Genomic DNA, 21,949 nt, shown 5'->3' with positions numbered 1-21,949 from the left:
CGCGCAACCCGCCAGCCCGAAGGAGACAGCCGCATGTCCGCGTCCCGGCACATCCTGATCGTCGACGACGACCCCGAGATCCGCACCCTGCTGCGCCGCTATCTCGAGGGCCAGGGCTTCCGCGTCTCGACCGCCGCAGACCGCCGCGAATGCGAGGCGCGGGTGGCGGACGGCAATCCCGACCTGATCGTGCTGGACGTGATGCTGCCCGACGGCTCGGGCCTCGACATCTGCCGCAGCCTGCACGAGCGCCGACCCGAGCTGCGCGTCATCCTGCTGACCGCGCTGAAAGAGGATGTGGACCGCATCATCGGGCTGGAGCTTGGCGCCGACGACTACCTGGGCAAGCCCTTCAACCCGCGCGAGCTGGTCGCCCGCATCAAGGCGGTCCTGCGCCGCAGCGGCGGCGACGAGGCGCCCGCGCCCGAGCCCCGCATCTACGGCTTCGCCGGCTTCGAGGTCGATCCCGGCCAGCGCCGCGTCCTGGCCGCGGACGGCAGCGAGATCGAGCTGACCGGCGCCGAATTCGACCTGCTGCGGGTGTTCCTGGAACGGCCCGGGCGGCTGCTGTCGCGCGACCAGCTGCTGGATTTGACCCAGGGCCGCGACCGCGACCCGCTGGACCGTTCCATCGACGTGCTGATGAGCCGGCTGCGCCGCAAGCTGGCCGAGCGCCACGACGCGCCGATCTTTCGCACCGTCCGGAACGGCGGCTACCAGATGGCGGTGCCGGTCACCAGCCAGGGGGTGGCTGCGCCGTGAACTCGCTCCAGACCCGCATCGCGGCGCTCTTGATCGCGGCCATCGTCTCGGTGGTGCTGCTGGCGAGCTTTGCCGCCACCTGGGTCATGCAGCCGCCGGCGCCGCAGGCGACGATGGAGCCGGTGGCGCGCCAGATCCACATGACCATCGCGCTGATGGGCCACGGCCCGGCGCAGGACCGGCCCGGCCGGCTGCAGGTGGCGCCGGCCGGCGGCACGGCCGATCCGCACATGACCCGCTTCCTGCAAGGCGCGCTGCGGCGCACCGGCGCGCCGCTGCAGGCGCTGGTGACGCGCGAGGGGCCGCGCCAGCCGCTGACCGCCTCGGTCCGGGTCGGCGCGCAATGGCTGATCCTGCAGATCCCCGACCTGTCGCCGCCGCCCGGGCGCTGGAAGGTGCTGGCGCTGTGGCTGAGCCTGATCGTGCTCGGCAGCGCCGCGATCTCGATCCATGCCGCGCGGCGCCTGACCCGGCCCTTGCAGCTGATCGAGGATGCCGTCGACCGCGTCGGCCCGGACGGCACGCTGGAAACCATCCCCGAGACCGGCTCGGGCGAGGTGCAGGCCGCCGCCAAAGCGCTGAACCGGCTGTCGCGCCAGCTGCGCGGCGCCATGGAAAGCCGCATGCGCCTGGTCGCGGCGGCGGGCCACGACCTGCGCACGCCGATGACCCGCATGCGGCTGCGCGCCGAGTTCATCGAGGACGAGGCCGAGCGGGCGAAATGGCTCTCGGATCTCGAGGAGCTGGACATGATCGCCGACAGCGCCATCCGCCTGGTGCGGGAGGAGGTCGGCGTGGATGGCGTGCAGGTCCTGCGGCTGGACCGGCTGCTTCTGGACACCGCCGCCGAGCTGCGCGCCCAGGGCCACGCGGTCGAGACTGCCGCCCTGCCGCCGCTTCAGGTCAGCGCCGGCCCGATCGCGCTGAAGCGGGCGCTGCGCAACCTGATCGTCAATGCCGCGACCCATGGCGGCGGCGCCCGCGTGGCGCTGGTCCGCGACGGCCGCAACGCGGTGATCCGCATCGAGGACGACGGCCCCGGCGTGCCGCCAGACCTGATCGAACAGATCTTCGAGCCCTTCTTCCGCGTCGACCAGGCCCGGCGCAAATCCTTCCCCGGCGCGGGCCTGGGCATGGCGATCTCGCGCGAGATCATCGAGCGCCACCAGGGCAGCATCGCCGTCCGCAACCGCCAGCCGCACGGGCTGGAGCAGGTCTGCACCCTGCCCTGCGCCTAGGCCTCGGCCGCCTCGGCATGGTCGTGGGCGCAGAGCGCATGATTGCCCAGCACCTCGATCACCCGGCAATCGGCGATGCGCCCGCTGGTGCATTGCGCCAGCATGCGCTGCAATTCGTCGCGCAGCGCCTCGAGCCGGCGCAGCCGGGCATTGACCGCGGCCAGCTGGCGCCCGGCGATCAGGTCGGCGGCGGCGCAGGGCTTTTCGGGATCGTCGGCCAGCGCCAGCAATTCGCGGATATCCTCGAGCGAGAAGCCCAGCTCGCGCGCGTGGCGGATGAAGGCCAGCCGCTCGACCGCCGGCCGGTCATAGAGCCGCTGGTTGCCGGTGCTGCGCCCGGCCCGGGGCAGCAGCCCGATCTGTTCGTAATAGCGGATCGTGGGCACCTTGACCCCGGTCGCGCTGCTCAGCTTGCCGATGCTCAGCATGGAATGCCCCGTCTAAACCTGTATCGACTATAGATATGGGGCGCCCGGCCCGGGCGGCAAGCGGCGATTCCCGGTGGCGGCGCCGGGCCTGCCCGGAAAATCTGGCCGGAAATGTCAAATTCGCCGCTTGCCGCGCGAGTCGCGCGTTTCCGGCAAACCGTGGGAATTGCGGCGTTTTCGTGACGATCCGCCCTCGTCCGGCGCGGCAAGGCTTTTCTGTGGATCGGGACGGCTTTGTGATAAGCTCGCCCCACCAACAGGGATAGCCGGGCCAAGGCGCGAAACAGCGGCCAGCCGGCGCAGCCACGGGAAACGCCATGCAAGCGTCATGGATTCGCGGAGCCGTCGCATCGATGCTTCTGGGGCCCGAGGCCGACCCCGCCCAAGCGGCGGTCGAAAGGCCCATGCCGCTGGAAACCTTCGTCAGCCGCCTGGAACAGGAACGCGCCGGCAGCACCGACGGGACGCATTGCTGGCGCTCGGGCCAGCAGATCAGCCTGCCCAGCATCGGGGTGCTGGGCGAGGCCATCGCCCCCCGCCGCACCCTGGGCGAGGCGCTGCGGCTTTTCGCGCGCGGCTTTCCGGTGCTGCAATCGAACAGCTCGGTCACGCTGGAGGTCACCGGGGACGAGGCGCATGTCTCCTATCGCGTGCTCGACCCGCGCATCTGGCCACGCCGCGCCGATGCCGAGCTGACGCTGGGCCTGATCCGCGGCATCTGCGACCGCTATGCCGTCCCGCGCGAGGCGATCCAGGACCTGTGCTTCGAACACCAGCCCGACCGCGACCTGCGCGCGCTGGCCCGGCACCTGGGCCGGATGCCGCGTTTCGGCCAGGACGAGAACCGGATCACCTTTTCCGCCAGCGCGCTGTCGCATCGGCTGCGCGCCGAACCGCCGGGGGATGCGATGGAGCCCGCGAAACGCCTGGACGAGGCGCTGGTCGAATTGCGCCGCCAGACCCCGGTGTCGCAGCGCGTCCACGCGCTGATCCTGTCGCAGATGCAGCACGGGCTGGTGAACCAGGCCGATGTGGCCGCCCTGCTCGGCATGTCGGAACGCGGCTTGCGCCGGGCACTTGCCGCCGAAGGCCAGCCCTTCCATGCCATCCTCGAGGAATGCCGGCGCGCGCATGGCTTCGCGCTGCTGGTGAGGGGCGACCGGCTGTTCGGCGAGATCGCGCTGCTGCTGGGCTATTCCGATCAGACCGCGTTCTCGCGGGCGTTCTCGCGCTGGTATGGGGTTTCGCCGCGCGAGATCAGGAAGATGGGCGCCGAGGAGGTCAGCGTGATCCGCTGATCGAAGCAGCCCTCGCGCGCCGGGCCGCTATGGGCGATGAAGATGCGCGTGACCGGCCGGCGGTCGATGGCGGCCAGGATGCGCCGGCAGGCGGCATCGTCGATTTCCGAGAAGGCCTCGTCGAAGACCAGCACATCGGCCGGGCGCAGCAGCGCGCGGGCGATGGCGATGCGCTGGCGCAGCCCGCCCGACAGGTTGGCGCCGGTTTCGCTGACCGGCGTGTCGAGCCCGGCCTCGGCCCGCGCCCAGGGCGCCAGGTCGGCATCGGCCAGCGCCTGCCACAGCGCCGCATCCGAAGCCTCGGGCGCGGCCAGCCGCAGATTCTGCGCCAGCGTGCCGCGCAGGATCGCCGGGCGCTGCGCCAGATGCAGGATGCGCCCGGCCAGCGCCAGCGGGCGCAGGTCCGCCGCGTCCTGGCCGCCGACCAGCGCCCGGCCCTCGGCCAGCGCCGCGTCGCGGGTCAGGGTGGCGACCAGCCGCGACTTGCCGATGCCCGAGGGGCCGTCGATCAGCACCCGCTCTCCGGGCAGGATGGTGGCACTGACTGGATGGTGGTCGGCATGGGCGGCGCGGGCCTGGGCGAAGGCCAGGACCAGCGGCCCGTCGGGTGGCGCGGCGCCCTCGTCCGGGCGGGCGCTGGCGATGACCGCGCCCAGCCGGTCGGCCGCCACGCGCGCGCGGGCCTGGGCGTGATAGAGGCCCAGAAGGTTCCGCAGCGGCCCCGACATCATCCCGGCATAGGCCAGGAAGGCGACCAGCGTGCCGATCTGCCATTCGCCGCGCACCACCTGCCAGCCGCCGACCAGCAGGATGGTGCCGCGCATCAGGGCGGTGATGGTCTGGCTGACCGCGCCCACCGTCTCGGACCACAGCCGCTGCCGCATCAGCCCGCCGATCTGCTGCCCCTGGGCGGTGCGGAAACCGGCCTCGCGCTGGTCGAGCGCGCCGAGCCCGCGCAGCGTCGCCCGCGCCGCCAGCGTCTCGGCCATCTGCGAGGACAGAGCGCCGCGCTGGCCGCGCACCGTCTCGGCCAAGGCGCGCGTCCTGGGCCGGGCGCGGGACAGGAACCACAGCTCGAAGGGCGCGGCGATCAGCGGCAGCGCCGCCATGCGCCAGTCGAGCGCCAGCATCAGCGCAAAGCCGCCGGCCAGCCGGAACACCGCGCCGACCGCGACCAGCACCGTGTCGAAGGCAAAGCTCTGGATCTCGGCGCAATCGCCGTCGAGCCGCGCCATCGCCTCGCCCAGCGGCAGGTCGGGACGCTCGGGGTCGCGCGCCAGCGCGGCACCGAACAGCCGCCCGCGCAGATCGGCCAGCATCCGCGCCGAGGCGCGCAGGTGCAGCATGGCATTCGCCATGCCGAAACCCACCGCCCCCAGCCCCAGCGCAAAGGACAGCCCGGCCCAGAACATCAGCGCGCCCATGTCGCGCGCCATGATGCCGGCGTCGATCACCTGCCGGGTCAGCATCGGCATCGCCAGCCCCAGCGCCGCCGCCGCCAGCGAGGCCGCCAGCACCAGGGCCGCCGAGGGCAGCGCCCGCGCCATGACCGGCGTGATCCAGGCCGCGGCCTCGGGGCCAAGGATCAGACGCGCCAGTTTCGGAGCCAGCCGCAGCGCGGCCTTGGCGGCAAGCCTAGCCATCGGCGCGCTTCCTTTCCGCACCGTGATGGCAGGCACGGGCCGCAAGCGCCGCCACCGCGCCAGGCCCGTCCAGGGACCCGGTCGCGGCCATGATCGCCGCCAGGTGCCCGGCGATGCGGGCCGCGCCGATGCTGGCGCCACCCATGCCGATGGCGCCATGCTCGGGCGAATTGCACCAGGCACCGAACAGCGCCGGGCCGAGTTGCGAGAGTTCGTCCCAGCCGCAGCGCGCGTCGCCGGTGGCGCCGATCACGCCGGGATAGGCGGCGGGGAAACAGGGCGCGCCGCGCGCCGGATGGGCCGAGACCAGCACGGCGCCCTGCCCCAGCAGCGCCGCGCAGGCCGCACGCAGCGGCGCGCGGTCGGCGGCCAGGCCCAGGCTCATGCAGATCACCTGGGGCCGTTCGGCGCCCATGGCGTGAAACCAGCGCAGCGCGGCGGCGATGCGCAGCGCGCTGGTCACCGGGCGGTCGTCGAAGACCTGCGCATGCAGGATCGCCGCGCCTGGGCAGGCGCGGCGGATGATCGCGGCGACGGCGGTGCCATGGCCCAGCCCGTCGGGCCGCGCCGGCGCGACCGAGCCGTCGGCCAGGAAGGCGCGGGCCGGGTCCAGCGGATCGTCGGGGCCGGGGCCGCTGTCGATCACCCCGACCCGCAGCATGTCATTCGTCCCGCTGGAACAGCCGCACCGAGGCGAGCGACATCGAGGCATTCGCCGGCAGGTCGACCTGGCCCTTCTTTTCCAGCGTCTCGGCGTCATAGGCCGCCAGATCCCCCAGCGCGCCGCCCAGCCAGACCGTCTTGCCGTCAGAGCTGACATTGACCGAGTAATAGCTGTGCGGCAGGTCTACGCGCTTGAGCGACGTGTCGTTCACCAGGTCGAAACTTTCGAGCACGTTATAGGCGCCGAAGGCGCGGTCCTTGGCCGGGTTCACCGCGGTCGAGAAATAGAACACGTCCATCACCCGGACCTCGCGCATGGCCATGTCGCCGCTGCCCAGGTCCATGGTCAGCATGCCGGTGCGATAGGCCTGCGGATCGGCCGCATCCATGTCCTTGCGCGAGGTGTAGAACGGCACCGCCATCACGCCCGAGCTTTCATGCTGGCTCCAGACCGCCAGCACGTCGGGCTGGGCATAGGTCTCGGGCTGCCAGCTCTGGATCGGCTTGTCCTCGATCGGCTTGCCGGTGGCGGCGTCCAGCACATGCATGGCGCGGCCCAGACCGTAAAGCCTGGTCCCGTCCAGCGAATAGGCCAGGAGCGTGATCTGGCGCGGCGCCTCGAAGCGGGTCTTCAGCGCCAGCGTCTCGGCGTCGTAAAGCGCGATGCGGGTGGGCTGGACCTCGAAATGCGTCGGCGCCAGTTTCACCGGGCTTTCATAGATCGCCAGCGTCTTGCCGTCGGGGGAAAGCGTCGCGCCGAACAGGCTTTTCACCCGCTCCTCGGGGGTGGACAGGTCGATGCGGCCCAGCGTCTCGCCGGTCACGAGATCGACCTTGACCAGGCTTTCGGACTTGTTGACCGTGGCATAGGCGATCCTGCCGCCCGGCGCGACCATCGGCACCATGGGCGTGGGGCCGGCATCGTCGATCTCGATCACCTTCTCGACCGCCATCTTCTGGGTATCGACCACGACCAGCTTGTTGGGCCGTGCCGGGGCCAGGATATAGTCATGCGCGGCAGCCGGGCCGGCCAGCGCCAGCGCGGCCGCAAGCATCAGGGATTTGCGCATCAGGACGAGCCTTTCGTTTCCGGGAACACCGATTGCAGCTTGCGCCAGTCCTGCATGACGTCGTCGGCGCCGGCGCTCCAGTTCGGATAGGTGTTCAGCGTGTCGGCCACCTGCGCCGGCCACCAGCAGGGATCGGCGCAGCCATACAGGTCGGCCTCCATCGGCTGGCACAGGTTCGAGACGGCGCCGAAGGCGTCCACCTCCCAGCCCGGGTCGAAGGAGGTGGTGCAGCCGACCAGCGAATTCATCGCCACGACCTCCTCCTCGCGGCCCAGGGCCTCGGCTTCGACGAAGGCCTTCGCCTTGGCGTTGGCGGGGATCAGATGTTTCATTGGAGATGCTCCCTTGCTGGGCCGGACCGGGTGATCCGGGGTTCCAATTGGCTGCGGAAGAAGGACGGGTTGGCCTGCATGATGCGGACATAGGATTCGATGCCGAAATCGACCCAGTCCCGCATCAGGTCGCAGTAATGCCAGACCGGCGCGAAGGGGTCGCCTTGCCGGGCATAGCTTTCGTGATAGCAGCCGCCGGCGCAGATGCTGCGGATGCGGCAGGTCTTGCAGCCGAAGGCGCTGCGGTCCTGCGCGGTCTCGATGAAGCCGGCGAGCTTGGGGATGTCGATGCCGGTTTCGACATTGCCATAGGTCGGCTGGTTCGAGCCGACGAAGCGGTGGCAGAGGTGCAGCTCGCCCTCCTTGTCCACGGCGAGCATCCCCAGGCCCGCGCCGCAGGGCACCGCCTTCTTGGTGCCCTGGGCGATGTCGGTCAGCAGTTGGTGCATGTTGGAAAAGCCGATGTTCTCGCCCCGGCAGGCGGCCTCGACATAGCGCCGGCCCAGGGTCTTCATGTCCTCGAAGGCGCCCTTCAGCGCCTCCTGGTCCAGGTTGAAGACCGCGATCGGCCCCGAGGTCGCCGGGCCGAAGCCGACCTCGTGAAAGCCCAGTTCGTTCTTCAGGTGGTCGTGGATGCCGATGACGTCGGTCACGCCGCGCGTCAGCGTCACCCGCACGCCGACCGGGCGCGAGCGATAGCGCGCAAGCAGCATCCGCACATTGCGCGCCACCAGGTCATAGGTGCCCTTGCCGCCCACGGTCTTGCGGTTCGCGTCATGCAGCGCCTTGGGGCCGTCCATGCTGACCGTCAGCGCAAAGCGATGCGCGTCGAACCAGTCGACCAGTTCCGGCGTTAGCAGCGTGGCATTGGTGGTCAGCGAGAAATCGACCGTCTTGCCGAGTTCCGCCGCGCGCGGCAGGGCATAGGCCACCACCTCGCGGATCAGGGCCATGTTCGACAGCGGCTCGCCGCCGAAGAACACCACGTTCACCCGGTCACGGGCATGGGCCTGCTTCAGCAGCAGCTCGAAACTGGCCTTAGCCGTCTGAAAGCCCATCTTCTGGCCCTTGGCGGGGGTGGTCAGGTCTTCCTTGTAGCAATAGGTGCAGGCCAGGTTGCAGCCGGTGTTCACGTTCAGGATGATCGTGGACAGCGGGATCTCCTCGACCTTCGCGATGGGGCGCGGGGTGTCCGCCGCATCGGCATCGCGCAGGATATCGAGCGCCAGGAAGCTGTGCAGGCAGTCGGCCAGGGTGTCGGGGGCGTGACGCGCGCCCAGTTCGGCGCGCATCACATCGGGATCGACGGCGGGCGAGCGGCGGAACAGGTCATAGACGTCGCGCGCCACGCCGTCGAGCTCGAACAGGCTGGTCGTCGGCACATGCATCAGCATGGCATGGCCGTCGACATCGACGCGGTGGGCATTGTGGCGGATCAGGGTCAGGGCTCCCATGGCGTCACCGGATAGGCGCGTCGACAAAGCGCTGGACCGTGGCGTAGAGATGCGCCTCGGCACTCAGCGGCTGGTCGCCCTCGGTGACGGTGGCGATCACCTTGAGATTGCCCGCGTTGTTGGTCTGGCGCGGGCGCTCGGGGTTCGGCCCGGCGTCGGCCGGCACGAAAAGCCCGGTGTCGTCGATCGAGCCCGAATATTTCGCGTCCTGCATCGCAATGGCCTCCTCGTCGAAATTGTCCACCGCCCAGGCGGCCGGGAAGGCGCCCAGAGGAATGTCGTCCTCGGTCGCCGGCTTGCCGTCGGCGCCGTCAAGCCAGCCCAGGGCCTCGAACTGCGCCGGCGCCTTGGGGATCGGCCCGCCATTGCCGCCGATGCGCGCCATCGCCATCTCGGGCGAGATGCTGATGCGGTCGGGGCGGTCATAGGCGACCAGTTCCACCGCCTGCCCGCCCAGCTGGACCGAGACCGGCCCGGCCGCGCCCGCCGCCGTCAGCTCCAGCACCGCGACGCCGTCCTTGACCGATTGCACCCGGCCGGTCACGCCTTCGGGCAGGGTCAGCGCATCGGACAGGCCCGCGCCCGCAACCCGGATCTCGGTCGGGGCGCCGATCTTCAGCCGGGCGGGCTGGGCGGCCAGCACCTGCGGCGCGGAATCCGGACGAACCGCCGCCAGCCTGCCGCCGATCACGTCGCTGTCGGCGTGATACCAGCGCCCGTCGAAGCGGCCGTCACGGAAGGCAAAGACCTGGCGGATCTGGGTCTTGCCGTCGCTCAGCGTCGCGCGCCATTCGCCCTCGCCCAGGATCCGGCCGCTGCCGCTGTAGCTTTCGCTGCCGTCGGCGAAGTCCAGCTGCATGGTCACCTGGTAATCCTCGCCGGCCCTGGTCACGACCAGCGCGCCGGTATAGTCGCCGCGCCCCGGCTGGCGCCCGGCCAGCACATAGCGGCCCGAGGCATCGCCCGCGAAGGGCCCGACCGGCTCGCCCAAGGGATAGGTCTTGGCCAGGAAGGGCATGATCTCGGCCTGGGCGATGCCCCACCAGTCGCGGTCCCGCGCCAGCGCCTGGTATTCCAGGGTCGGGAACTGGCCCAGGTGGAAGTTCACCAGATGCGTCCAGTCCTCGGCCGTGCGGCGTTGCAGCGCCACGCGGGCATAGGAATGGCAGCGACCGCAGGTCTGGGTCATCTGCACGTCCGGGCCCTCGTCGAAGGCCACCGGCTCGCGTTCCAGGATATAGCGGCGGCCCTCGGTCTCGGCCAGCGACAGGCCGCGGGTGTCCGAGAGGTAGCGCACGATGGCGCTGCGTTCCTCGGGCTCCAGCGCGACGCCGTGGTTGCGCATCATCCGGGTCACGGTCATGTCCCAGCCCTCGGGCGTCTTGCGCGCGGCGTCGATGCGTTCCCAGCTTCCGTCCTCGTGCTTGACGTGGCAGGCGGCGCAGGCGTTCTGCAACACCTCCTCGCCGGTCACCGCCAGCGCCGGCACGGCGGCGGCAAGGGCTGTGGCCGAGACCAGCGCGATTCGGGTGAGTGGCTTCATGTCGGCTCCTCTGGCTCGTCAGGGCGCGCGGGCCCCGATTGCGATAGGGTCCAGAAAAGCGCCGGGGCGGATTGGATTCTTGTCATTCCCGGCCAGAATCGCGACAGATCGTCGCGCCGGCCGGCTTTGGCCGGAAATGTCAGGTCCGCCGCCGCTGCTGCGGGCCAGACTGCCGAAAACACCGGCAGCAAGGGGGCGCGGATGGCGCATGACGCCGATCTGATCGTGCTGGGCGGCGGTCCGGCCGGGGCGATCTCGGCCTGGCTTGCCGCGCGCGACGGGCTTCGCGTGCTGCTGGTCGATCCGGGCCGCAGCCGGCCCCGCCCCGAGGGGCTGAGCCCGCGGCTGCATCGCTGGCTGGACGGCCAGGGGCTGCTCGCGGGGTTTCACGGCATCCTGGGGCCGCTGCGCCGGCAGGTGGACTGGGCAGGCATCAGCGAAGGCAACAGCGAGCGGGTGGTCGAGCGCGCCGCCCTCGACGCGCATCTGCGCGGCTGCGCGCAGGCGGCGGGTGCCCGGCTGGTCGCGGGCAATGGCCGCCCCGAACCGGGCGGCGTCGCGCTGAGCGCCGGGCGGCTGCGGGCGCCGCTGGTCATCGACGCCCGGGGCCGGGCGGCGCCGGCGGGACTGGGCAAGGCGCCGGCGACACTGGCGCTGTCCGGCTGGGCGCGGGCCGACCTGCCGCCCGGCATCCGGCTGGCCGCCCATGCCGGTGGCTGGCTGTGGCGGGTGGCGCTGCCCGACGGCCGGGTCTGGGTGCAGGCGCTGATGGATGCGGCGGGTCAGGACGGATCGGGGTCGCGCGGGCCGGGTCAGCGCCTGTCGGCCGCCATGGCCGCCGCCGAGCCGGCGCTGGCCGGCGCCCCGCTGATCGGCCCGGTGCTGGCGCGCGAGGCGGCGCCGCGCCTGCCCCGGCCGCTGGGCGACCTTTCCCTGCTGCCGGTCGGGGATGCGCTGGCGGCGATGGATCCGCTCTCGGGCCACGGCCAGTTCTGGGCGGTGTCCAGCGCGCTGGCGGTCGCCGCCGTGCGCCGCACGCTGGACGCGCGGCCGGGCGACGACGCCTTGTGCCGGCGCTTCCTGATGCGGCGCGCGCATGAGACCAGCCTGCACCAGGCCCGCGTCGGCCGCGATTTCCTGCGCGCCGAGCCGCGTTTCCGCGACCAGCCGTTCTGGCGCGCCCGGCTGGACTTTCCGGACGACCTGCCGGCCTCCGACGCCCCGTCCCGCCCCGAGATCGCCGCCGCCGTGGTGGTCGAGAACGGGCTTCTGGCCGAGCGCGAGGTGCTGCGCACCGCCGCCGCGCCGCAGGGCATCGGCTGGTTCGGCACCATCCCGGCGGCCGAGGCCTTTCGGCTGTGGCAGGCGCAAGGGCCGGCCGGGCTGGTCGCGCGCTGGGGCGCGGCGGGCGAGGCGGTGGCGCGGCAGATCGCGGCGGGCTGAGCCTAGCCCGCGCCGAAGCGCCATTCGCCCGCGCCCAAGGCCGGGGCGGCGCGGTCGGCGACCAGCGGGCTGCGGGAAAACCGCAGCGGGCTGCGCAGCCCCGGGATGCCCTCGGGCGCGATGCGCAAGCCGCGCGCGGTAACCTGGCGGTCGGCCAGGGCCTCGGCCACGTCGTTGACCGGGCCGGCGGGGACGCCCGCACTCTCCAGCGCCGCGATCAGGGTGGCGCGGGTGAATCGGCGCGTGGCCGCCGCCAGCAAGGGCACCAGCCGGTCGCGATGCGCGACCCGGGCCGGGTTGGTGGCGAAATCCGGCTCGGCCGCCAGCGCGGGCAGTTCCAGCACCCGGCACAGCGCCGCGAATTGCCGGTCATTGCCGCAGGCCACGATCAGATGCCCGTCCGAGGCCGGAAACAGCTGATAGGGCACGATATTCGGATGCGCATTGCCCAGGCGATGCGGCACCACCCCGCCCAGCAGGTAATTCGTCGCCTGGTTCGCCAGCACTGCCACGCCGCAATCCAGCAGCGACAGGTCCAGGTGCTGCCCCTGCCCCGAGCGTTCGCGTTCCGCCAGAGCCGCCTGCACGGCGATCACGCCGTAAAGCCCGGTGAAGATGTCGATCCAGGCCACGCCGACCTTCTGCGGCTCGCCGCCCGGGTCTCCGGTCAGGTCCATGATCCCCGACATGCCCTGGATCAGGAAGTCATAGCCCGGCTGCGCCGCGCGCGGCCCGTCCTGGCCGAAGCCGGTGATCGAGGCATAGACCAGCCGCGGATTGCGCGCCGCAAGCGTGTCGTAATCCAGGCCGAACTTGCGCAACCCGCCCAGCTTGAAGTTCTCGACCACGACATCGGCCTGGTCGATCAGCCCGCGCAGCCGGTCGAGATCGGCCGGATCGTTGAAATCGCAGGTGACCGAGGTCTTGCCCCGGTTCGCGGCGTGGAAATAGGCGGCGACGGTTTCCATGCTGCCGTCGGCGCGCGGCCGCTCGATGAAGGGCGGGCCCCAGCGGCGGGTGTCGTCGCCCTCGGGCGCCTCGACCTTGACGACCTCGGCACCCAGGTCGGCGAGGGTCTGGCCGATCCAGGGACCGGCCAGGATGCGGGCCAGCTCGACCACCCGCAGCCCCTTCAGCGGCGCCTCAGCCAAAGGCCTGGATCCCGGTCTGGGCACGGCCGAGGATCAGCGCATGCACGTCATGCGCGCCCTCATAGGTGTTCACGGTCTCCAGGTTCTGCGCGTGGCGCATGACGTGATATTCGATGGAAATGCCGTTGCCGCCATGCATGTCGCGGGCCATGCGGGCAATGTCCAGCGCCTTGCCGCAATTGTTGCGCTTGACGATGGAGACCATCTCGGGCGCCATCCTGCCCTCGTCGAACAGCCGCCCGACGCGCAAGGACGCCTGCAGACCAAGCGCGATCTCGGTCTGCATGTCGGCAAGCTTCTTCTGGTAAAGCTGCGTCGCAGCCAGCGGCCGGTTGAACTGGTGGCGGTCGAGCCCGTATTGGCGGGCGCGGAACCAGCAATCCTCGGCCGCGCCCATGGCGCCCCAGCTGATGCCGTAGCGGGCGCGGTTCAGGCAGCCGAAGGGGCCGCCCATGCCCTCGGTGCCGGGCAGCAGCGCGTCCTCGCCGACCTCGACATCCTCCATGACGATCTCGCCGGTGACCGAGGCGCGCAGGGACAGCTTGCCCTCGATCTTCGGCGCCGACAGGCCCTTCATGCCCTTTTCCAGCACGAAGCCGCGCACCTTGCCGCCATGCGCGTCCGACTTGGCCCAGACCACGAAGACATCGGCGATGGGCGCGTTGGTGATCCACATCTTGGCGCCCGACAGCACATAGCCGCCCTCGACCTTCTTCGCGCGGGTCTTCATCCCGGCGGGGTCAGAGCCGGCATCGGGCTCGGTCAGGCCGAAGCAGCCGATGAATGCGCCCGAGGCCAGTTTCGGCAGGTATCTGCGCTTCTGCGCCTCGCTGCCGTAAGCCTCGATCGGATACATCACCAGCGAAGACTGCACCGAGGCCATGCTGCGATAGCCCGAATCGATGCGCTCGATCTCGCGCGCGACCAGGCCGTAGGCGACATAGGAGGCGCCGACGCCGCCATATTCCTCGGCCACGGTGACGCCCAAGAGTCCGGCCGCGCCCATCTCGCGAAAGATCTCGGGGTCGGTGGTCTCATGCAGATAGGCATCCTTGACGCGCGGGGCCAGCGACGCCTGGGCGAAGGCGGCGGCGCTGTCCCGGATCATGCGCTCTTCCTCGCTGAGCTGGTCGTCCAGCAGGAAAGGGTCGTTCCAGGTGAAGGGGGCGGATTTTCCGGCCATGGCACACTCCTCATGTTGCGACATTGCTACCGCGGATCGCGCCGGGGTGCTAATGATGTCTTGTCCGCAGATCATGAGTTTCGCGCATGAACCGACCGGCCCGCCCCGGCTATACGCCCAGCATCCAGGAGTTGCGCGCGCTGGTCCTCTGCGCCGAGACCGGCTCGGCCTCGCGCGCGGCCGAGGCGCTCAACCTGACGCAAAGCGCCGTCAGCCGTGCCATCCGCACGCTGGAGGAGCGGCTGGGCGTGCGGCTGTTCCGGCGCGTGCGGCAACGGCTGATCCTGTCGGACGCCGGCCGGGCGCTGGTGCGCGATTCGCGCGAGATCCTCGACCGGCTGGAACGCTCGGCGCGGATGGTGATGTCCTTCGGCGACGGCGGCGAGGTGCTGCGGCTGGCGGCGCTGCCGACATTCGCCGCCATGTGGCTGATCCCGCGCCTGCCGGATTTCGCGCGGATCCATCCGCAGGTCTCGATCGACCTGACCGCCGCGCTGGGGCCGGTGGACTTCGCGGACAGCCCCTTCGACGCCGCCCTGCAACGCGCCGAATTCGCCCGTCCCGGCGCGCGGGTGACGCCGCTGGTGCGGGAAAACCTGGTGGTGGTGGCGGCGCCGGGGCTGGTCGGGCCGGCCGACCCCGAGTCGGCGGCGCTGATGCGCTGGCCGCTGATCCAGCAGGCGACGCGGCCGGAACTGTGGAGCGACTGGTTCGCGCTGGCCGGAGTCGATGCCTTCGACCGCATGCGCGGGCCGCGGCTGCAGCATTTCGACATGGTGATCGCGGCGGCGCAGGCGGGCTTGGGCATTGCGCTGCTGCCCGACATCTTCGCCGCCGCCGCGCTGCGGGCCGGCAGCCTGCGCCAGGTCAGCCCGCTGGTGCTGCCCGGGCGCTGGCCCTATGGCCTGATCCGCCCGCAGGGCCAGGACAGCGCCGCCCTGGCAGCTTTCGCCGCTTGGCTGGAGCGCATTGCCGAAAACGAAGACGCCCGGGACTGAGCCCGGGCGTCTGGCCGATCAGGCGCCGCCCTTGAAGTCCATCCGGCCGGCCAGCAGCACCGCCACGGTCGAGCAGACCGCGCCCGAGAGCAGATAGAGCCCCGCCGCCGGCAGCCCGAGCCAGGTCGAGAGCAGCAGCGCGGTCAGCGGCGCGAAGCCGGCGCCGAAGAGCCAGGCCAGGTCCGAGACGATGGCCGAGCCGGTATAGCGGTTGCGCGCCTCGAACAGCGAGCCGACCGCGCCCGAACTTTGCCCGAAGCTGAGCCCCAGGATGAAGAAGCCGACGATCATGTAGACCGTCTCGCCGGTCTGGCCGGCCGACAGAAGCAGCGGCGCCATGATCGCGAAGACGCCGATGGCCAGCGCGCCGACCAGCAAGAGTTGCTGGCGCCCGATGCGATCGGCCAGGAAGCCCGACAGGAAGATCGCGGCGATGCCGGCACAGGCGGCAACCGCCTCGATCACCAGGAAGCTGACCAGGGTTTCATTGGTGTAGAGGAAGATCCAGGACAGCGGATAGACCGTGACCATGTGGAACATGGCAAAGCTCGCCAGCGGCACGAAGATGCCCAGAAGCACCGTCGGCCCGTCCTCGGCCAGCGTCGAGCCCAGCCGGGTCGGCTGCAATTCGCGCGATTCGAACAGCTGGGTGAACTCGTCGGTGGCGACGATGCGCAGCCGGGCGAACAGCGCCACGACGTTGACCGAGAAGGCGACGAAGAACGGGTAGCGCCAGCCCCAGTCCAGGAAATCCGCCTCGGACAGGTTCGAGGCGAGATAGGCGAAAAGCAGGCTGGCGACGATCAGCCCGATCGGCGCGCCAAGCTGCGGGATCATGGCGTAGAAGCCGCGCCGGTTCCTGGGCGAGGTCAGCGCCAGAAGCGACGGCATGCCGTCCCAGGCGCCGCCAAGCGCCAGCCCCTGCCCGATCCGCAGCACCGCCAGGATGACGACGGCCCAGGCCCCGGCGGTCTCGTAGCTGGGGATCAGGCCCATGGCCACGGTGGCGGTGCCCATCAGGAACAGCGCCACGGTCAGCTTGGTCACCCGGCCATGGCGGCGGTCCAGCGCCATGAACAGCGCCGAGCCCAGCGGCCGCACCAGGAAGGCCAGCGCCAGCAGCGCGAAGGACAGAAGCGTTCCGGTCAGCGGATCGGTGAAGGGAAAGATCCGCTGCGGGAACACGATCACCGAGGCGATGGCAAAGACGAAGAAGTCGAAGAATTCGGAGGTTCGTCCGATGATGACGCCCACGGCGATGTCAGAGGGCGAAACCGCATGCCCCTGATGCTTGGAAACCGGGGCGGCAGGGCGGCCGGCATGGGCCGAATGTGAGGTGCTCGACATGGCGGTGATTTCGATCTGATCCAGATTCCGGCCGGGCTTGGGCCTGAGCCGCCCGGCGTCCCGCCCCTTCCCTGCATCAGAAGCGGGGCGGACTGCATAGGGCAAAACGTCGCATGTCGCCTTGACCAAGATCAAGGTAGGCAGACGCCACTTGCCCGGTGCATTCCCGACTCACTCGCCTTGCGCCACCCATCGGACAGCAGGTAGTCCAATGAAAAGAAAAGATAAAATCATCCGCTTCGCGGGGCTTTCGCTTCTGATCCCGCTTGCCGCGTGCAAGGCCGAGGTGCTGGCCCCCGCCGGTGACGTTGCGGCACGCCAGCGCGACCTCCTGGTCATGTCGACGCTTTTGATGCTGATCATCATCGTGCCGGTGATGGCGCTGACGGTGTGGTTCGCGTTGAAATATCGCGCGAAAAATCGTGCGGCCGATTACGCGCCCGACTGGGACCATTCGACCAAGCTGGAGTTCGTGATCTGGGCGGCGCCGCTCTTGATCATCATCTCGCTGGGGGCGCTGACCTGGGTCGGCACCCATCTTCTGGACCCCTATCGCCGGCTCGACCGCATCAGCGAGGACGTGCCTGCCACGCATGACATGCAGCCCTTGCGGGTCGATGTGGTGGCGATGGACTGGAAATGGCTCTTCATCTATCCCGATCAGGGCATCGCCACGGTGAACGAGCTGGCCGTGCCGGTGGACCGGCCGGTCGAATTCACGCTGACCTCGACCTCGGTGATGAACGCCTTCTACATCCCGGCCATGGCGGGCATGATCTATGCCATGCCGGGGATGCAGACCAAGCTGCACGGCGTCTTCAACAACCCGGGCGAATACAAGGGCATCGCCTCGCATTATTCCGGCCACGGCTTCTCGGGCATGCATTTCAAGACCTTCGCCACGGATCAGGCGGGCTTCGACGCCTTCGTCGAAAAGACCCGCGCCGGTGGCGGCACGCTGGACCGCGCCCGTTACCTGCAGCTTGAGGCGCCCAGCGAGAACGTGCCGCCGATGCAGTTTGCCAAGGTCGACCCGACGCTGTTCCAGCGCGTGGTGAACATGTGCGTGGCCGAGGGCAGGATGTGCATGGCCGAGATGATGGCCATCGACCGCCAGGGCGGCGCCGGCCTGGCCGGCACCATGAACACCGCGCCCAGCCATGACGCACAGGCCCGCGGCAGCCGCGCGCCGGTGCTGGGCTGGTCGCCGTTCCAGGTGGCGAGCTATTGCACGCCCGAGGATTCGGCGCTGATGTTCGGCCGCACCGCCCAGGTGGTGCAGGCGCCGATGGACCTGACGCCGCTGCGCGGGCGCGCGCTGACCCCGCCACGGAGCGCGCTCGCCCCTTCGCATGACAATGACGTGACCCAGCTCGACCCGGCCCCGGGTCAGGCGCGGAATTTCTGATCGGACCCGTCCATGGCTACGTTTTCCAACGAAACCACCTTTCTTTTCGGCCGCCTGAACTGGGATGCCATCCCGAAGGAGCCCATCGTCTGGGCCACCTTCGTCGCCGTCGCCATCGGTGGCGTCGCGCTTGTGGCGGCGCTGACGAAATACCGGCTCTGGGGCTGGCTCTGGAGGGAGTGGTTCACCTCGGTCGATCACAAGAAGATCGGCATCATGTATGTGGTGCTGGCGCTGATCATGTTCGTGCGCGGCTTTGCCGATGCGGTGATGATGCGGCTGCAGCAGGTCTGGGCCTTCGGCGGCTCCGAGGGCTATCTCAACAGCCACCACTACGACCAGATCTTCACGGCGCATGGCGTCATCATGATCTTCTTCGTGGCCATGCCCTTCATCACCGGGCTGATGAACTATGTCGTGCCCTTGCAGATCGGCGCGCGCGACGTGTCCTTTCCGTTCCTGAACAATTTCTCGTTCTGGATGACGGTGGGCGGCGCGATCATCACCATGGTCTCGCTGTTCGTCGGCGAATACGCCCAGACCGGCTGGCTGGCATTCCCGCCGCTGTCGGGCATCGGCTACAGCCCCTGGGTCGGGGTGGATTACTATATCTGGGGCCTGCAGGTCGCCGGCGTCGGCACCACGCTGTCGGGCATCAACCTGCTGGTCACCATCCTGAAGATGCGGGCGCCGGGCATGACGATGATGCGCATGCCGATCTTCACCTGGACCTCGTTCTGCGCCAACATCCTGATCGTCGCCTCGTTCCCGGTGCTGACCATGACGCTGATCCTGCTGACGCTGGACCGCTATGTCGGCACCAACTTCTTCACCAACGACCTTGGCGGCAATCCGATGATGTATATCAACCTCATCTGGATCTGGGGCCACCCCGAGGTCTATATCCTGATCCTGCCGCTGTTCGGCGTCTTCTCGGAAGTCACCTCGACCTTCTCGGGCAAGCGGCTTTTCGGCTATTCCTCGATGGTCTATGCCACCGTCTGCATCACGGTGCTGTCCTATCTGGTCTGGCTGCACCACTTCTTCACCATGGGCTCGGGCGCGTCGGTGAACTCGTTCTTCGGGATCACCACGATGATCATCTCGATCCCGACCGGGGCCAAGCTCTTCAACTGGCTCTTCACCATGTATCGCGGCCGCATCCGCTATGAGCTGCCGATGATGTGGACGGTGGCCTTCATGCTGACCTTCGTCGTGGGCGGCATGACGGGCGTGCTGCTGGCGGTGCCGCCTGCCGACTTCGTGCTGCACAACTCGCTGTTCCTGATCGCGCATTTCCACAACGTCATCATCGGCGGCGTGCTGTTCGGCCTGTTCGCGGCGATCAACTTCTGGTGGCCCAAGGCCTTCGGCTTCAAGCTGGACGTGTTCTGGGGCAAAGTCTCGTTCTGGTTCTGGGTCGTCGGCTTCTGGGTCGCGTTCATGCCGCTTTACGTGCTGGGGCTGATGGGCGTGACGCGCCGGCTGCGGGTCTTCGACGATCCCGACCTGCGGATCTGGTTCGCCATCGCGGCCTTTGGCGCCGTGCTGATCGCCTGCGGCATCGCGGCCATGTTCGTGCAGTTCGGCGTCTCGATCCTGCGCCGCAACCGCGCCGATTACCGCGACGTGACGGGCGATCCCTGGGACGGCCGCACGCTGGAATGGGCGACCTCGTCGCCGCCACCGGACTATAACTTCGCCTTCAACCCGATCTCGCACGGGCTCGACAGCTGGTGGGAGATGAAACAGGCCGGCGTGCCGCGCCCGACCTCGGGCTTCATGGATATCCACATGCCCAGGGGCACCGGCACCGGGGTGATCCTGGCCGCGCTGTCGACGATCTGCGGCCTGGCGCTGGTCTGGTACATCTGGTGGCTGGCGGCCGTCAGCTTCCTCGGCATCATCGCGGTCTCGATCGCGCATACCTTCAACTACAACCGCGACCATTACATCCCGGTCTCCGAGGTTCAGGCGACCGAGGATGCCCGGACGCGCCAGCTTGCGCAGGGGGCCTGAGCCATGAGCAGCACGACCACCGACACCATGGGCCAGTATTGGGAGCTTGAGCCCCATCACCACCCCGAGGGCGCCTCGACCAGCCTGGGCTTCTGGGTCTATCTGATGAGCGACTGCCTGATGTTCGCGGTGCTCTTCGCGGTCTTCGGCGTGCTGGGCACCAGCTTTGCCGCCGGGCCGGGGCCGAAGGACCTGTTCGACCTGGAACTGGTCGCGGTCAACACCGCGATGCTGCTCTTGTCCTCGATCACCTTCGGCTTCGCCATGCTCGCCATGGCCAAGGGCGACAAGGGCGGCACGCTGCGCTGGCTGGCGGTGACGCTGTTCTTCGGCCTGTGCTTCCTGGGCATCGAGCTTTACGAATTCGCGCATCTCCTGCACGAGGGCGCGGGTCCGCAACGCTCGGGGTTCCTGTCGGCCTTCTTCACGCTGGTCGGCACGCACGGGCTGCACGTCACCTTCGGCTCGATCTGGCTCATCACGCTGATGGTGCAGATCATGCAGAAGGGGCTGATCCCGGCCAACCAGCGCCGCATGGCCTGCCTGTCGATGTTCTGGCACTTCCTCGACGTCATCTGGATCGGCGTCTTCACCTTCGTCTATCTGCTGGGGATGATCTGATGTCTGCCCATTCGCATCACGACCACGACCATCACGGCGACAGCCACGACCATGGCAGCTTCGGCTCCTACATGAAGGGCTTCGTGCTGTCGGTGATCCTGACGGCGATCCCCTTCGCAATCGTCATGTCCGGCGGTTTCGAAAGCCGGGGCCTGACGGCGCTGGTCATCATCGCCTTTGCGGTGGTGCAGATCCTGGTCCACATGGTCTATTTCCTGCACATGACCGGCAACCAGGAAGAGGGCTGGACGCTGATGTCCACCATCTTCACCATCGTCATCGTGGTGATCCTGCTCGCCGGCTCGATCTGGGTCATGTATCACATGAACACCAACATGATGCCGCAGATGGACCACGAGGCGATGCAGGGCTTCGGCTCGTGATGCTGCACCGGCTGGCGCTGCTGACCGGGGCGCTGGCGATTTTCCTGGGCTTCTGCGCGCTCGGCGTCTGGCAGGTCCAGCGCCTGGCCTGGAAGACCGACCTGATCGCGCGGGTCGAGGCGCGGCTGGCTGCCGCCCCGGTCCCTGCCCCCGGCCCCGCCGATTGGGCGGGGCTTTCCCCGGCCGACGAATATCGCCGGGTCTCGGCCCGGGGCCGCTATGCCGAGGGCGCCGACACGCTGGTCAAGGCGGTGACGTCGCGCGGCCCGGGCTTCTGGGTGATAACGCCGCTGACCACGCCCGACGGCTGGACCCTACTCATCAACCGCGGCTTCGTCCCCGAGGACAAGCGCGCCGAGGCCGACCGCCTCCTGCCGCATGGCCCGGTCAGCGTCAGCGGGCTCCTGCGCCTCAGCCAGCCCGGCGGCGCATTCCTGCGCAGCAACCGGCCCGAGGCCGGGCGCTGGTATTCCCGCGACACCGCCGCCATTGCCGCGACGCTGGGCCTGGGCAAGGTCGCGCCCTATTTCATCGACGCCGATGCCCGCGCCGACGCGCGCCTGCCCATCGGCGGGCTGACCGTGGTCAGCTTTCGCAACAGCCATCTCGGCTATGCGCTGACCTGGTTTGCGCTTGCCGCGCTTTGGGCGCTGTGGCTGGGCTGGCTGTGGCGCCGGGGTCCGGCGCCACGGGGCGACTAGCGGTAATCGGCCAGGTTATCGGGCGTCACCGCCTCGAAGGGCACCCAGATATTGCGGTCGGTCGCCTCGCCTCTGGCCATGGCCAGCGCCGCCTGCACCGCGACCTCGCCCTGCCTGGTCGCGTTCTGGAACACGGTCACATCCAGGTCGCCTGCCTGCATCGCCGCCAGCCCGTCGGGCGTCGCGTCGATGCCGGCCACGACCACCTTCTCCTTGTCGACGCCCGCCGCGTTCAGCGCCTGGATGGCGCCGATCGCCATCTCG

Annotated in this window: 21 protein-coding genes; 10 read left to right on the top strand and 11 right to left on the bottom strand. The window is 69.5% G+C overall.

All coding sequences use genetic code 11. From position 1 onward, the window contains the following. Window positions 1-33 precede the first annotated feature (33 nt). Window positions 34-762: a response regulator gene (locus E3D03_RS12925; protein ID WP_062563159.1), complete on the top strand. Its 729-nt coding sequence runs from the start codon at window positions 34-36 to the stop codon at window positions 760-762. Continuing rightward, window positions 759-2,000, top strand: a complete 1,242-nt coding sequence (locus tag E3D03_RS12920; protein WP_263567279.1) for an ATP-binding protein — start codon at window positions 759-761, stop codon at window positions 1,998-2,000. Before E3D03_RS12925 ends, E3D03_RS12920 begins: the two co-directional genes overlap by 4 nt. Here E3D03_RS12920 and E3D03_RS12915 read toward each other — a convergent pair. Beyond that, complete coding sequence (locus E3D03_RS12915; RefSeq protein WP_263567278.1) at window positions 1,997-2,428, bottom strand: MerR family transcriptional regulator; 432 nt, start codon at window positions 2,426-2,428, stop codon at window positions 1,997-1,999. The two genes, E3D03_RS12920 and E3D03_RS12915, sit on opposite strands and share 4 nt — an antisense overlap. A 353-nt stretch (window positions 2,429-2,781) precedes the next feature. Here E3D03_RS12915 and E3D03_RS12910 point away from each other — a divergent pair, with 353 nt between their 5' ends. Beyond that, window positions 2,782-3,726, top strand: a complete 945-nt coding sequence (locus E3D03_RS12910) for a helix-turn-helix transcriptional regulator (RefSeq protein ID WP_263567277.1) — start codon at window positions 2,782-2,784, stop codon at window positions 3,724-3,726. Here the strand turns inward: E3D03_RS12910 and E3D03_RS12905 are convergent. From E3D03_RS12905 to peaA, 6 genes are read right to left on the bottom strand one after another with little or no spacing between them, the layout of a single operon-like run. Then, window positions 3,630-5,369 carry an ABC transporter ATP-binding protein gene (locus E3D03_RS12905; protein WP_263567276.1) on the bottom strand — a complete coding sequence of 580 codons (1,740 nt, stop codon included), beginning with the start codon at window positions 5,367-5,369 and terminating at the stop codon, window positions 3,630-3,632. The genes E3D03_RS12910 and E3D03_RS12905 overlap by 97 nt on opposite strands. Beyond that, window positions 5,362-6,030 (bottom strand): S8/S53 family peptidase, encoded by a 669-nt coding sequence (locus E3D03_RS12900; RefSeq protein WP_263567275.1) that lies wholly within the window; start codon window positions 6,028-6,030, stop codon window positions 5,362-5,364. The genes E3D03_RS12905 and E3D03_RS12900 overlap by 8 nt, the downstream gene beginning before the upstream one ends. Window position 6,031: 1 nt before the next feature. Beyond that, window positions 6,032-7,102 (bottom strand): quinohemoprotein amine dehydrogenase subunit beta, encoded by a 1,071-nt coding sequence (gene peaD, locus E3D03_RS12895; protein WP_263567274.1) that lies wholly within the window; start codon window positions 7,100-7,102, stop codon window positions 6,032-6,034. Beyond that, window positions 7,102-7,434, bottom strand: coding sequence for a quinohemoprotein amine dehydrogenase subunit gamma (qhpC, locus tag E3D03_RS12890; protein WP_018001313.1), 333 nt, complete (start codon window positions 7,432-7,434; stop codon window positions 7,102-7,104). The genes peaD and qhpC overlap by 1 nt, the downstream gene beginning before the upstream one ends. Next, complete coding sequence (peaB, locus tag E3D03_RS12885) at window positions 7,431-8,888, bottom strand: quinohemoprotein amine dehydrogenase maturation protein (protein ID WP_263567273.1); 1,458 nt, start codon at window positions 8,886-8,888, stop codon at window positions 7,431-7,433. The genes qhpC and peaB overlap by 4 nt, the downstream gene beginning before the upstream one ends. A 4-nt stretch (window positions 8,889-8,892) precedes the next feature. Continuing rightward, a complete protein-coding gene (gene peaA / locus E3D03_RS12880; RefSeq protein WP_263567272.1) occupies window positions 8,893-10,431 on the bottom strand; it encodes a quinohemoprotein amine dehydrogenase subunit alpha in 1,539 nt (512 codons plus the stop codon). 201 nt (window positions 10,432-10,632) lie between these two features. Between peaA and E3D03_RS12875 the strand changes: the two genes are divergently transcribed. Continuing rightward, on the top strand, window positions 10,633-11,874 hold the full coding sequence (locus tag E3D03_RS12875; RefSeq protein WP_263567271.1) for an NAD(P)/FAD-dependent oxidoreductase: 1,242 nt from the start codon (window positions 10,633-10,635) through the stop codon (window positions 11,872-11,874). A gap of 2 nt (window positions 11,875-11,876) precedes the next feature. Here the strand turns inward: E3D03_RS12875 and E3D03_RS12870 are convergent, their stop codons facing one another. Next, entirely contained in the window at window positions 11,877-13,025 is a 1,149-nt protein-coding gene (locus tag E3D03_RS12870) for a CaiB/BaiF CoA transferase family protein (protein WP_263567270.1), read from the bottom strand. Beyond that, complete coding sequence (locus tag E3D03_RS12865; RefSeq protein ID WP_263567269.1) at window positions 13,018-14,208, bottom strand: acyl-CoA dehydrogenase; 1,191 nt, start codon at window positions 14,206-14,208, stop codon at window positions 13,018-13,020. The genes E3D03_RS12870 and E3D03_RS12865 overlap by 8 nt, the downstream gene beginning before the upstream one ends. 86 nt (window positions 14,209-14,294) lie before the next feature. Between E3D03_RS12865 and E3D03_RS12860 the strand changes: the two genes are divergently transcribed. Next, the gene (locus tag E3D03_RS12860; RefSeq protein ID WP_263567268.1) at window positions 14,295-15,206 is read left to right on the top strand and encodes a LysR substrate-binding domain-containing protein; all 912 of its coding nucleotides are present in this window, start codon (window positions 14,295-14,297) and stop codon (window positions 15,204-15,206) included. An 18-nt stretch (window positions 15,207-15,224) separates the two neighbouring features. Here the strand turns inward: E3D03_RS12860 and E3D03_RS12855 are convergent, their stop codons facing one another. Then, window positions 15,225-16,553 (bottom strand): MFS transporter, encoded by a 1,329-nt coding sequence (locus E3D03_RS12855; RefSeq protein WP_062563145.1) that lies wholly within the window; start codon window positions 16,551-16,553, stop codon window positions 15,225-15,227. A 211-nt stretch (window positions 16,554-16,764) separates the two neighbouring features. Between E3D03_RS12855 and cyoA the strand changes: the two genes are divergently transcribed. The 5 genes from cyoA to E3D03_RS12830 are packed head-to-tail and all read left to right on the top strand — an operon-like array spanning window position 16,765 to window position 21,685. Then, the gene (gene cyoA, locus E3D03_RS12850; protein ID WP_263567267.1) at window positions 16,765-17,961 is read left to right on the top strand and encodes a ubiquinol oxidase subunit II; all 1,197 of its coding nucleotides are present in this window, start codon (window positions 16,765-16,767) and stop codon (window positions 17,959-17,961) included. Between the two features lie 12 nt (window positions 17,962-17,973). Continuing rightward, window positions 17,974-19,980, top strand: a complete 2,007-nt coding sequence (cyoB, locus tag E3D03_RS12845) for a cytochrome o ubiquinol oxidase subunit I (RefSeq protein WP_263567266.1) — start codon at window positions 17,974-17,976, stop codon at window positions 19,978-19,980. Window positions 19,981-19,983: 3 nt separating this feature from the next. Continuing rightward, window positions 19,984-20,601, top strand: a complete 618-nt coding sequence (cyoC, locus tag E3D03_RS12840; RefSeq protein WP_062563142.1) for a cytochrome o ubiquinol oxidase subunit III — start codon at window positions 19,984-19,986, stop codon at window positions 20,599-20,601. Further along, entirely contained in the window at window positions 20,601-20,984 is a 384-nt protein-coding gene (gene cyoD / locus E3D03_RS12835) for a cytochrome o ubiquinol oxidase subunit IV (protein ID WP_263567265.1), read from the top strand. Before cyoC ends, cyoD begins: the two co-directional genes overlap by 1 nt. Further along, window positions 20,984-21,685, top strand: a complete 702-nt coding sequence (locus tag E3D03_RS12830; protein ID WP_263567303.1) for an SURF1 family protein — start codon at window positions 20,984-20,986, stop codon at window positions 21,683-21,685. Before cyoD ends, E3D03_RS12830 begins: the two co-directional genes overlap by 1 nt. Here E3D03_RS12830 and E3D03_RS12825 read toward each other — a convergent pair. Continuing rightward, window positions 21,682-21,949 (bottom strand): substrate-binding domain-containing protein (locus E3D03_RS12825; RefSeq protein WP_263567264.1); only part of this gene is annotated, 268 nt, incomplete at its 5' end. The two genes, E3D03_RS12830 and E3D03_RS12825, sit on opposite strands and share 4 nt — an antisense overlap.

The sequence above is a fragment of the Paracoccus sp. DMF genome, from assembly GCF_004407025.1.
GTDB classification, from domain to species: domain Bacteria; phylum Pseudomonadota; class Alphaproteobacteria; order Rhodobacterales; family Rhodobacteraceae; genus Paracoccus; species Paracoccus aminovorans_B.
The sequence above is the reverse complement of the archived record's forward strand: the minus strand, read 5'-3'. Positions and strand labels throughout refer to the sequence as shown.

Coding starts and splice junctions, on each gene's coding strand:
- qhpC (WP_018001313.1), bottom strand. CDS start 7,434: ATGAAACATCTGATCCCCGCCAACGCCAAGGCGAAGGCCTTCGTCGAA.
- E3D03_RS12830 (WP_263567303.1), top strand. CDS start 20,984: ATGCTGCACCGGCTGGCGCTGCTGACCGGGGCGCTGGCGATTTTCCTG.
- cyoB (WP_263567266.1), top strand. CDS start 17,974: ATGGCTACGTTTTCCAACGAAACCACCTTTCTTTTCGGCCGCCTGAAC.
- E3D03_RS12915 (WP_263567278.1), bottom strand. CDS start 2,428: ATGCTGAGCATCGGCAAGCTGAGCAGCGCGACCGGGGTCAAGGTGCCC.
- E3D03_RS12875 (WP_263567271.1), top strand. CDS start 10,633: ATGGCGCATGACGCCGATCTGATCGTGCTGGGCGGCGGTCCGGCCGGG.
- E3D03_RS12905 (WP_263567276.1), bottom strand. CDS start 5,369: ATGGCTAGGCTTGCCGCCAAGGCCGCGCTGCGGCTGGCTCCGAAACTG.
- cyoC (WP_062563142.1), top strand. CDS start 19,984: ATGAGCAGCACGACCACCGACACCATGGGCCAGTATTGGGAGCTTGAG.
- peaA (WP_263567272.1), bottom strand. CDS start 10,431: ATGAAGCCACTCACCCGAATCGCGCTGGTCTCGGCCACAGCCCTTGCC.
- peaD (WP_263567274.1), bottom strand. CDS start 7,102: ATGCGCAAATCCCTGATGCTTGCGGCCGCGCTGGCGCTGGCCGGCCCG.
- peaB (WP_263567273.1), bottom strand. CDS start 8,888: ATGGGAGCCCTGACCCTGATCCGCCACAATGCCCACCGCGTCGATGTC.
- E3D03_RS12860 (WP_263567268.1), top strand. CDS start 14,295: ATGAACCGACCGGCCCGCCCCGGCTATACGCCCAGCATCCAGGAGTTG.
- E3D03_RS12865 (WP_263567269.1), bottom strand. CDS start 14,208: ATGGCCGGAAAATCCGCCCCCTTCACCTGGAACGACCCTTTCCTGCTG.
- E3D03_RS12910 (WP_263567277.1), top strand. CDS start 2,782: ATGCTTCTGGGGCCCGAGGCCGACCCCGCCCAAGCGGCGGTCGAAAGG.
- E3D03_RS12855 (WP_062563145.1), bottom strand. CDS start 16,553: ATGTCGAGCACCTCACATTCGGCCCATGCCGGCCGCCCTGCCGCCCCG.
- cyoA (WP_263567267.1), top strand. CDS start 16,765: ATGAAAAGAAAAGATAAAATCATCCGCTTCGCGGGGCTTTCGCTTCTG.
- E3D03_RS12900 (WP_263567275.1), bottom strand. CDS start 6,030: ATGCTGCGGGTCGGGGTGATCGACAGCGGCCCCGGCCCCGACGATCCG.
- E3D03_RS12925 (WP_062563159.1), top strand. CDS start 34: ATGTCCGCGTCCCGGCACATCCTGATCGTCGACGACGACCCCGAGATC.
- cyoD (WP_263567265.1), top strand. CDS start 20,601: ATGTCTGCCCATTCGCATCACGACCACGACCATCACGGCGACAGCCAC.